Consider the following 10,277-nt stretch of genomic DNA (forward strand, 5'->3'; position numbering starts at 1 on the left):
GACTAAAGCAGCTCCAAGCGAGTGATCGTTCCCTTTTCTTTTTTGCCAAGCCAATAGCCTCTACGCCCAACAATAAGAACAAGCATTGGTATTTCGGTGTTTATGCTTCGATTCCAAGAACCTAGATCGGTATAGGAGGGGCATGGCCTATCTTCCGGGTGTGTATGCCATTCCCCAAGGTACTGATGAGCACCACCAGTGATTTCAAAAGCCTCATTGACTCGTGACTGATGATGAGCTCCTCGACGGTCTACGCGGCACCTCTGACGAATATCGCCAGGCCCGGGGTCAGATATATCGCAAACAACCAAATGTTGCCCTCTACGCTCTCCTATAAGGACACCTGCAGACTCAGGAGTAAGATGATGGAGCTGACGATAAGACAGCAATCGCGTTACTACATGTCCCATAATGACAACAAGACAATCACTCTCATCTTTGAAAACAAGTTCGACATCACTCATCACAAATATTACATCCTGAGAAGTGCTTTAGAGTTCTCGGCTTTTTCGAACGAGAGCCATCTAGCATATGCTCACTATAATTCCATGGAAGAGTATGTTCTAGCGTATTCAATACTGCCTCCTGAGCTAAAGCTGCCGTTATGTGGCTTACTGCAGCATCGTATGGTGTATATGTACTTCCACAACTTATGTGCTTCTCTTTTTCCTGATCAATGCCCTCAAAACGAAGATCTACTTTATTTCGATAAACTGCGGGATCAGCTATCATACAACCATAACAACAGCTACCATCGTCAACCAAAACCTTTGAAGCCCGCCCATTACCATCATTAAATGCATGAATAATCACTGGCCTAACATCTGCGCTTAGAGTCCTAACCACTGCCGCAAGACGCTTGGAAACGGGTGGGCGACCTGTTGCATCAATAACGATGTCATATTTCAATAGGACATCAGCTTGGATAGGGAACTGTCTGTCAATCCCTTTGATATTCTGCGCAATATGGACGGCTTCCTTCAGGCTATTGGCTAAAGCTATAGATTTAGCTAGACCAAAGTTATGAGCTGTCAGAGAATGCCGAGCAAAATTGTGTGGTTTGAAAGAATCATTATCATAAAGGTGGAAGTGATTTTCTCCGCAGCCAGCGCCACTACGCAGCAGCAGTTCTGCCAAATATCCACCTATAGTCCCGCATCCAATAAGAGCAATACGCTTATGACTTAAATTTCCAACGTCTGGTCGTGGTTGATTACGACTTAGTAGAGTGTCTCGATCAGCTCTGGTCACACCTAACCGCTTAAAGTTGGCACTAACAAGCTTGCCACCTAATAATGTCGCTTCATTGTTTATGTTCCGCTTTCTAGTGACATTCTTACCAAAGTACCGTTTGCCGAGAACACCCAAATTCAGCTCCAAGTAAACGGCCAACTCATCTTGCCCTTCCACATCAAACAACAATATGTGACGTTTTGTCTTCTTGGACATCAAGAGAGTAACCGTCTGAGCATGCGCAGAGCAATCAACAAGCTTCAACCAACTCAAAACCTCACGAAGGCAGGATGGAGGCCAGTTTACACCAGCCAAACGGTTCGGCTTTACTGATATACAATGCGTTGTAATTGACACTTCTTGCAGGGAGCTTTCATCGAACTTTCTTTGGTTCAACCATTTTACTAACTCTTCACTTTGCTCAGAGCAGGCAGCTACGTACTCTCTGCGGATAGATCCACTACTTAGTTCAGCTTCTACGAGGTGAGCCTTTAATTGAACTTTTCTCGATGGCTTAGCTAACAAGTAGAGATCTTCTTCTGACTGCCAATAAGCACTGAACTCTCCTTCAAGTTCAACATCATTTGATGTTCCACTCTCTACAGATGCTACAGAGTTATCCAAGGTAAGCTGTATTTGCTCATCCACATCTTGATAAGTTGACTTTAGATCATTGGAGTTCCAATCAGCCTCCATTTGGGCAACATAGCATAGGTAAAACCCGAAATTGATATGAGGCAGTAGTCGACCTTTATACTGTTCGGGTTGCTGCAGAATATACGCAAAGGGTAGCTGTATGTGCGGGTCATTCCACAGAACCAAAGCAATTACAAATACCCCACCTTTAGTCGAGTACTCTTTTACGTAGTAGCCTTTGCGCCGGCTTTTTGTATCCAACAGAATGCCTTTAGGCATTTGTTTAGCTGGCGTATAACGAAATCCGCATCCCAGTAATGTATGATGTAATTCCTGCTTCACTTTCAACCACTTACCATTGTACTGTTAATTTTCTCTGGTTTTGAGGCTGAACTAGGCTCTTGAGCAAATGCAGGAAGTGCCTTTGCTAAAACAATAAGATCGCTATTGGTAACACGGCTCCCAAATGCCATATTGATCTTTTTCAAGGCCTCGGACTTAGAATCAGCCAATTCAGCAGATGACAGAATACTAGGCAAGCGCTCTAATTTACTCATAATATCCATCTCACGGCGGCCATGCTTAGAAGAGGGTGGGAACAATGGCTTTTCATCGGTATCGTCAGGACTCTCTACCCCTCGAGCAAACTCATCAGGAAGATTCTTAGCAACTATCTTCATAGTCTCTCCCAGATCACTGGAATCATGAGAAACTCTATCAAGTATGTTTACCGTTGCCGCCATGAGACTTATCGAAGATGGACCACCAACATCCCATTGTGCATCCCGCCATGCTTTCATAAACCGACAGACCTTACGGAGGTGTTTTCCAATTCGTACACAGCTATCGTTAAACCAATCTTCAACTATTTTTGGATCACTATTAACCCATTTTCGCTCACCTTCGCGAAGAGCGAGGTTCACATTCTCAGAATCGACCTCATAAGAGTCAGTATCATCCGAATCATAGAAATATGATTCACAGCCAACATTTTCGAGCAATGACCTGTTTGCTTTTAAAGCAACTTGCTTTTTCATAAATTCATCTTTAGGGATAGCATACATAGGTACATCTATATGCGTTTTCTCTCCCTCGATTTTAATCCGTCCACATGTCTGCTTAGCTTCAAACTTCCAACCACTATTTTCCGCTACAAGTGATTTTAGTGAGGCGTCTACAAGGAGAACTAGTAAGGTATGGCCAATCTTGGGCTCTGACTCAAAGATAGGCATTGGCATGTAGGTGCCATCATCAATATCCATTTCTTGACCTGGCTGAAACGGACGATTCAGAGTGTCATACTGGAAGCTTCCCTGAGTCCAGAAGCGCGGTGTCAGTCCCAAAAACTCATCACGAGTATCTTCATCCATCTCGTGAATAAGCTTAGCTACCTCTCGTTGATCGTTTTCAGACAGGTACTTGATTTTAGTCTTTGAGACCTTTTCCTGAATAATTTCAAACGTAAGAACACTTTGTTTCACAGCCTTGGCAATGCCCTTAGCTTCTTCAAATACATCTCGTGTTCTTAACCGGATAATCTTGCGCAGCGCCTTAAGGTTGTTCTTCTCTTCGTCTGTAAGAACTAGCTTACCCATCAAGCCATCATTTCGGTTTGTATAGTACTGGTGAAAGTTCCAAGCCATTTTCACTCTCCTCTAAGATTTATTTAAATTTGCGGGCAGGTACTTTGAAAAAATCTGCCAATGCTTTGTTTTTAGTGAACTCTTCAGTAGCTAATTGCCTACCACGGCTAGCTAAATTGCTGAGCGAGCTTTCAGAAGCGTTATCCAAAGTAATGTCACTTGCAGCTTCATGGGGTACTGTGTCATCCAGATACACGAGATTGCCTATGGCGTCATGTGTCGCTAACTCTCTTGACAACATAGCTCTGTGAAGTTGCTGATTCGCCGTCATGGTACTGAGGACCAACCTTTCTCCCATACCCCATAACCCTAGATAGCCGCTTTTACCAGACAAACTAGAAGGGCTGAGACTATACTCCGCCCCCAGAGTACCTACGTTGAGTATCCTGACATCACTAACCTTTGTCTCAGGAAAGTCTGTCGTCATATCGCGAAAAACTTCATGTAAGCCAATAAAACTCGGATTATTTGCAACCAAGCCTCCATCAGCAAAATAGGCATCCAAATCTTCACAATAGTGAGGAGCAAAATATGTGGGTGCAGCTGAAGTAGCCAAAGCTGCATCAATTAACTTGAGGCGACCATCCCTGTTAAATTCCGGGTTGTGGGGAGTTTTGAAGAACTGAGGTTTACCTGTAGAAAGATTAACTGTAGGAATGAGAACTCTACACTTCAGATCATTAAAAGTGCTGTCTTCACCGACCATACTGGCTATCGTTGTAGCTAATGGCTTACTGTCATAAAGCGGACGTCTGGCCAGTCGATACTTTCTGCGTAAACCTGAGAAAAATCGTGGGTATTTCTGCTCAGGAAAGATATGTCCTGCTTGTTTTCTAAACACCTCTTCCAGCTCTTTTGCGCTCTTTCCATAAGCCAAACCCAAAGCCAGAATTCCACCAATAGAAGTACCTGTAATCAGGTCAAAATAATCTCCAATTTTAAAACCATTAATACCTTGTGTTTCTTCGACTACTCGCTCAATTTCAGCCAACAAGCTGATAGTAAATAAGCCTCTTGCTCCGCCGCCATTCAAACTAAGAATTCGGACTTGGTTTTTAACATGTTCATTCTCAGGTGGATTTGGCATGCTGCCTCCATTTTCAATCCATCACATCAGTACAGTTAGGGTAAGTTGTGGTAACGGATTTACCACAACTCTGGTTTTGAGTATTTATACACACAAAGCTGGTCATGGTTCATACCCAGAGCCGTTACAACGTGGGCATTGAAGAGGCTCGTAGCTCCGCTTGGTCAGCTTTTCGAATGTCCGCTTCACCGCCCATGCTTCTTGCCTTTGCATTCCTTACTTTTTTTGAGTCATATCTTACCCCTAGAAAACTGCTGGTTACGCCGCATCAAAATAGCCACGCAAACGTTCTGAAAGCTCACTTACCTTTAGTGCATGAAGTTTTGGAGCCATATCCTTTCTTGAGTTGAGAAACGTTACCGCTCGGTTATGTTTAAGTAGTTCTTGCCCACCACAAACAACCAAGTACTCCTGATGCTCAGAGTTGGCGGCATCCATAGCTGTATAGGCGAGCTTCTCAATCGCTGTCCCGCTTGTCTCCTGATACTTAGCAGCAATCTGCAAACTTCCTTGTGGCGTATAGACGATGAAGTGAGCGTAATCATTTTTTTCGGGTAGTAGCGTACTTGAGTAACGAACGTTACTCTGAAACGTAAAAGGTTGTTTCGTAGAGTTTTGAGTCAACCCAATGCTTTTAAGGGTGGCAGAAATGTCCGCCAGTAAGTGCTTACGAGACATATGCATCCTCCTATCGAGCTTTATTGGATTGAGCTAAAACAGAAGCGGCGAGCGTTTTCGTTTCTTCACTGTACTTAGTGCTCTGTAACGCCTTGGACGCTCTGCTTTCCATTTCAGAGCTAGTCTGTCTAGGGGTTGAAGTTTGTGATAAAGCCGAACCAGCAAACGCTTTTGCGATCGATGAAGCATTTGGGTTCTTTAGGGTGTGGGAAGCAAGTGAAGCAACATCACTTGAAGTCTGTTTGGTGTTTTTAGGCATAACTAAGCCTCCAAAAATTGGTGATAACTATTTCATGTTCACCAGGATGGATGCTAAGCTAAGGGTTCGACGTTTAGATGAACATCCTTCCTAGTGGGTGATGATTGTCTTTAAGTAAGCCCCTGACAATCGTTGGGGGTTTTCTTTATCTAATACCTGTTAGTTTTTACTCCACAGACAAACACTATATGTTGTGTCATTCATACTACGGATCACAAGATAGTGCCGATAAGCAGGTATTTCAAGTTGCATACAACACACCAACTGTGGATAACTCACTTTAACGCCATCACCTGTTAGTAGCTGCTAACCTATAACCTTTTTAGCTACAAGCACTCCAAAAACTTCAACCTCATAACTAGCTGATATATAACCAAGAAAAATAAAAATCACTTGATCTTTGGTTACATTTCGATCTATAGCCACTCAAAAAGCAAGGCCTTATTTTTGCACTTCTGGTTCATCATTTTTTTTTAACCAGAGGGTTAAAAAACACCTCTTCAGGCTGAAGAGATGTTACGATCAAACTCTGGTTAAATCAAGATTTTTAATCAGAAAGACCAATCAGCTCATAGACGAACTCTTTTCCACCGCTCTCAGCCACTTCCTCAACTCGCTTAACGTAGCCCAACTTAAAGAGGTTCTTAAGACGAGTACTTGCATTTTGAGTGCTAATATCCAAGCTCTTTGAGATTTCGCTCGTTGTGGCTTTCTTGTTGGCACACAAATAATCCGCAAGCTCTTTAATAGACTTTGACATAGCTGGCCCGATAAATGAAGGTTCATTCCCCTGCCATACAGTCATTGGCTGCTCTTTTGCTATAGCCCCATATGTCCAGTTGTCTAATAAGTCTTCATCAATAAAATCCGTTAAATAGAAAAACTTCTCTCCAGAATAATGTTTTGCCAGTGACATAACACTCTCTCTTGGAAAAGATGCATCCGTAGCAATAATTCCTTGCAACGATATACCAAAAGTGTTCTTTTCTTGATGGGACTCAACAAATTGTAACAAAGAAGCGTAAACAGCCTTACCTTTAACGTTTCCATTTGGGTGCGCGTCTTGCGTAAAATCTTTAAGTTTAAGAAGCATAAGTCTGGTTCATGTTTTTTATTTAATGAGAATATAGCACATTAATGTAGATAAAAATCAAAACAAATGTGAGTTCCTAATATTTTTGTGAGATTCTCATGAAAGTAGAACTCATTAACTTTTCCGCCTCGATACTTAATCGTTATCTCAAAACACTCTTGTCTGATACAAATCGTAGCATCAAACTTAGCTGCGTTTTTGGCGCTAACTTTCATACCTAACCCACGACTTTTGTAATTGGGGTCTTTAGCACCGCTAATACCTCCACTCTCAAAAACTTCCTTTAACAACATGGCATTGCTTTCTGAGTTGTCTTCAGGGAATCTCTCAAACAAGTCTGAATAACGCGACTTAAGCACTGGCCTCAACGTCCCAACAATACCTTTCCCGCTATCCGAGAAAACTGTTTGTACGTTTTTACCAATACCACCTTTTTCATACACTTGGAGTGCGGCAACTCCAGGAATTGGGGATTCAGAATGCTCTATGATGTTGTTTATAAACTCAGCAATAAAACCAAACGCCGTATTGGCATGCTCTTCACCCGCTAAAGCAATAAAAGACTGCTTCAATTTAGACGGTAAATCAGTATGTTCGGTCTGATAAGGAATAGAGACAAACTCCATAACTTTGTTGTTTTTTCCATAATGGCAGGAGCTGTCTTGCACTTCTGGAACAACATTAATAGAGCCGTCTAACTCGTCGAATAGTCCAACACGACATAAATAAGTGAAAGAACCTTCGCACTCTGAAAAGTCCAAAGTTATGTCTTTTCCTTCATGTGCTAACTGATTAACAAGACACAATATTCTCGAGATCGCACCAAGTAAAATCGAACAATCGCAGAACTTTAATCTTATGCGGTCAACGGAACTTGACCACAAATCTTCCTGCTCCATAAGGATATTTTCAAAATCAGATATTCTTAGCCAACCCGTTTTGGCAATTTCTACGACCGTCTCTTTGTCTGATAAGTACCACCTATCATCTGAACACGTAAATAGTCCACTGTCATCGTGATGTAGAAATGAATTGACCGATTTTTTTTTAAGGTTTAATCGCTTAGCGATCTCTCTCCCTTTTAATCCCGGATTATTATGCAGTAATAGCTGTATCTCTGACTTCATCAATCAATTCTCACATTTGAATACATGTATTGCACACCTAGCAGAAAATACCAAAGCAGTTACATATGGTATGGCTAATGCATTGTAGCGGAAGTTGAAGCTGAACCAGAGTACAAAAGATCATTTTTTGACTAGGGTGCAATCAGAAAAGCGGAAATTATGCGATGCTTAAAAACCCCTAATTGAAGCTCATCAAGTATGGCAATAGGACCATTTGAATGAGGTGTGGTACTGCCTACGCTACTCCACATCAATGTTAAGTCCTCACTACGGCTTTCTAAAAGGTCTTTTTCATTCAAGGAAGTACATTGATCTTCCAACTCAAATTTTAATGTGCTCGATGCTTTTGCGAACATACATGATTCAGGAATGTCTTGCTCTATCCGCTCCAAAAATTCTATAAGGTTTTGTTCTGCGAAAGTGAAGAGCCACGCTTGCTGGTTTATTGAGCCATTAACTCTAAGAATACGCCCAAGTACTTGCCTAAAGTACAGTTCTGTCTTGACTGAACTAATGTGACAACAAACTTGAAGGCGAGGAATATCTGTGCCTTCGCTGATCATTCCAACACTTACAATCCACTGTGTATGACTCTGACGATAGCGTTCAATTTCAGCTAATGGTTCTTCGTGGCGGTAAGTAACAATTGAGGCTGATTGGGCGTATTTTTGAGAGAGTATTTTTTTAATTTTTTGTGCATGCTGAACTGATGACGCAACCACCAACCCTCCAGCATTTGGAGATTGAGAACGTAGCTCTGCAAGCTTTTTACACCCCAGACCAAGTAAGTATTCCATCGCTTCTTGATTGTGAATGACACTTTGATACGAGGTTTTAGTCTGTTTGAGCATCTCTAGTATTGAGGAAAATGATTCAACCTTTTCATCACTAATTACCGACAAATGTTCATTGTCTACTAAGACCAACTTTGGAGATCTACAAACATTATCAGCAATAGCTTGCTTCAACGTATATTGATAGTCGACCTGAAGCTGCCCCTCAGGGTCACTGTACTCACCTAACACGATAGGCAAAGCATCCGACCGTCATGGGGTTCCTGACATAGCGAGTGTGTAGGTAGCAAGTCCCTGAATCTTTGTAAGTACTTGTTGCCCCCAAACATTTGCATTTTCTACATCCGAACCAGAACAATGATGAATCTCATCAAAGACTACGAACACTCTTCGGTTACTGAGAGTTTGCCAAAATTCATCATTAAGAAATTGAATTGATTGATAGGTTAGTGACTGCCCAATTGAACCTAACCCACCATTAAAAGTGCAATTAAGAGTGTTCGAAAAGGTTCTTTTTATACTATCCGAAACGGTTAAAGATGGAGAAAAACACAACACAAGATCGACCATATCATCTTGCAACAATCTTGAAGCTATCGTGGCTGCAAGCACAGTTTTACCAGCTCCTGGTGTGGCTTGGCAAAAGAAGTGACGATGGTTATCTGTAAATTTTCTTAATGCCCGTTCAGAACACTCTCTCTGCCAAGCTCTCAGCATGCTTGTTTTCCGTCATAGAGAACCTTTAGAACATTTGTTAAGCCATTTACTCTTCCCAGTAGGTACGCTGAACGTTCTTTTGCTTCTTCAAGAAGCGTGATTAATTTCGGTTCCAGTTCAGGAAATCGCGCTTTGAGAGACTGGTATTCATCAATCTCACCCAAAACAATCTCTAGTTCTCCTTTACATTGATTGCACTCACTCACTAACACCGAGTAGTCACGGCTCGAATAAATATCAATATCTACATTTCCTGATTTTGGCTCCACATTAAGAGATTTAAAGGTGTCTGTCTGAAAGTATCTTTTTTGACGACCGCTCCCTTCACTTCTAAGCCAGCCTTTCTTTATAAACCGTAAGATTTGTCGATAAACCTTTTTGCGCGCTTCATCAGGATCAACAGGAGAGCCTTTTAGAACAATAAACTCATCCCTTAATTCAATTACTGAAAAACCATCTATTGTTCTTTCAACCAACAAGTTATACATCTCTGTACTGAGCTTCATAGAACGCTTCATCTATTGCTAACACCACCAAAACTAAGGATTGCTTAGTATACAGAAATCAGTAAAACTAAGAAAATCTTAGTTACCGCTGAGCTTTAAGATATGAACCATAAGTGTCATTCCAAAACCCAATTCCACTGCGCCTCAAAGAAGCGCGTAAAAAAGCAAAACTCTCTCAGAAAGCCTTGGGAGTAAAAATAGGTATGGATGAAAGCTCGGCAAGCCCAAGGATGAATCAGTACGAAAAGGGGAAACATACACCCGATGTTCAAACGCTGAAATTGATTGCGGATGAGTTAGGCGTCCCTTTGAGCTATTTTTTCTGTGAAGATGACGATTCTGCTGAGCTATCAACTTACATAGCTCAACTAACGAAACAACAAAAAGAAGATCTGATAACCCACATCAGAAATAAATACCTAAGAGAATAAGCGTGAAAAATATTGTAAATACTGAAAGACATCGTGAATCCACAGCTGATCATGTAACCCTCCTAGCTGGAAC

Annotated in this window: 10 protein-coding genes and 1 pseudogene; 1 reads left to right on the forward strand and 10 read right to left on the reverse strand. The window is 41.7% G+C overall.

All coding sequences use genetic code 11. The features are described from left to right. Window positions 1–2: 2 nt before the first annotated feature. The 10 genes and pseudogenes from IQR33_RS28770 to IQR33_RS28815 all read right to left on the reverse strand — a co-directional run bounded on the left by IQR33_RS28770 (window position 3) and on the right by IQR33_RS28815 (window position 9,773). Window positions 3–464, reverse strand: a complete 462-nt coding sequence (locus tag IQR33_RS28770) for a Mov34/MPN/PAD-1 family protein (protein ID WP_062850839.1) — start codon at window positions 462–464, stop codon at window positions 3–5. Next, window positions 457–2,211 (reverse strand): E2/UBC family protein, encoded by a 1,755-nt coding sequence (locus tag IQR33_RS28775; RefSeq protein WP_193837262.1) that lies wholly within the window; start codon window positions 2,209–2,211, stop codon window positions 457–459. Before IQR33_RS28775 ends, IQR33_RS28770 begins: the two co-directional genes overlap by 8 nt. Before the next feature lie 2 nt (window positions 2,212–2,213). Beyond that, window positions 2,214–3,518 carry a CBASS cGAMP synthase gene (locus tag IQR33_RS28780; protein WP_153993869.1) on the reverse strand — a complete coding sequence of 435 codons (1,305 nt, stop codon included), beginning with the start codon at window positions 3,516–3,518 and terminating at the stop codon, window positions 2,214–2,216. A 13-nt stretch (window positions 3,519–3,531) separates the two neighbouring features. Next, entirely contained in the window at window positions 3,532–4,599 is a 1,068-nt protein-coding gene (locus IQR33_RS28785; RefSeq protein ID WP_193837263.1) for a CBASS cGAMP-activated phospholipase, read from the reverse strand. A gap of 258 nt (window positions 4,600–4,857) precedes the next feature. Beyond that, window positions 4,858–5,277 carry a PD-(D/E)XK nuclease superfamily protein gene (locus tag IQR33_RS28790; protein WP_062850836.1) on the reverse strand — a complete coding sequence of 140 codons (420 nt, stop codon included), beginning with the start codon at window positions 5,275–5,277 and terminating at the stop codon, window positions 4,858–4,860. 10 nt (window positions 5,278–5,287) lie between these two features. Then, window positions 5,288–5,536 carry a hypothetical protein gene (locus IQR33_RS28795; protein WP_193837264.1) on the reverse strand — a complete coding sequence of 83 codons (249 nt, stop codon included), beginning with the start codon at window positions 5,534–5,536 and terminating at the stop codon, window positions 5,288–5,290. A 547-nt stretch (window positions 5,537–6,083) separates the two neighbouring features. Further along, the gene (locus tag IQR33_RS28800) at window positions 6,084–6,629 is read right to left on the reverse strand and encodes a helix-turn-helix domain-containing protein (protein ID WP_193837265.1); all 546 of its coding nucleotides are present in this window, start codon (window positions 6,627–6,629) and stop codon (window positions 6,084–6,086) included. A 41-nt stretch (window positions 6,630–6,670) separates the two neighbouring features. After that, entirely contained in the window at window positions 6,671–7,756 is a 1,086-nt protein-coding gene (locus IQR33_RS28805) for an ATP-binding protein (protein ID WP_193837266.1), read from the reverse strand. A 131-nt stretch (window positions 7,757–7,887) separates the two neighbouring features. After that, a pseudogene (locus IQR33_RS28810) lies at window positions 7,888–9,267 on the reverse strand (DEAD/DEAH box helicase). Further along, window positions 9,261–9,773 (reverse strand): hypothetical protein, encoded by a 513-nt coding sequence (locus IQR33_RS28815; RefSeq protein WP_318123851.1) that lies wholly within the window; start codon window positions 9,771–9,773, stop codon window positions 9,261–9,263. Before IQR33_RS28815 ends, IQR33_RS28810 begins: the two are co-directional and overlap by 7 nt. A gap of 113 nt (window positions 9,774–9,886) precedes the next feature. On the opposite strand from IQR33_RS28815, the gene IQR33_RS28820 reads away from it, so the two are divergent. Then, complete coding sequence (locus IQR33_RS28820; protein WP_193837268.1) at window positions 9,887–10,204, forward strand: helix-turn-helix domain-containing protein; 318 nt, start codon at window positions 9,887–9,889, stop codon at window positions 10,202–10,204. Window positions 10,205–10,277: the final 73 nt, after the last annotated feature.

The sequence above is a fragment of the Vibrio sp. OPT46 genome, from assembly GCF_015163535.1.
Taxonomy (GTDB): domain Bacteria; phylum Pseudomonadota; class Gammaproteobacteria; order Enterobacterales; family Vibrionaceae; genus Vibrio; species Vibrio alginolyticus.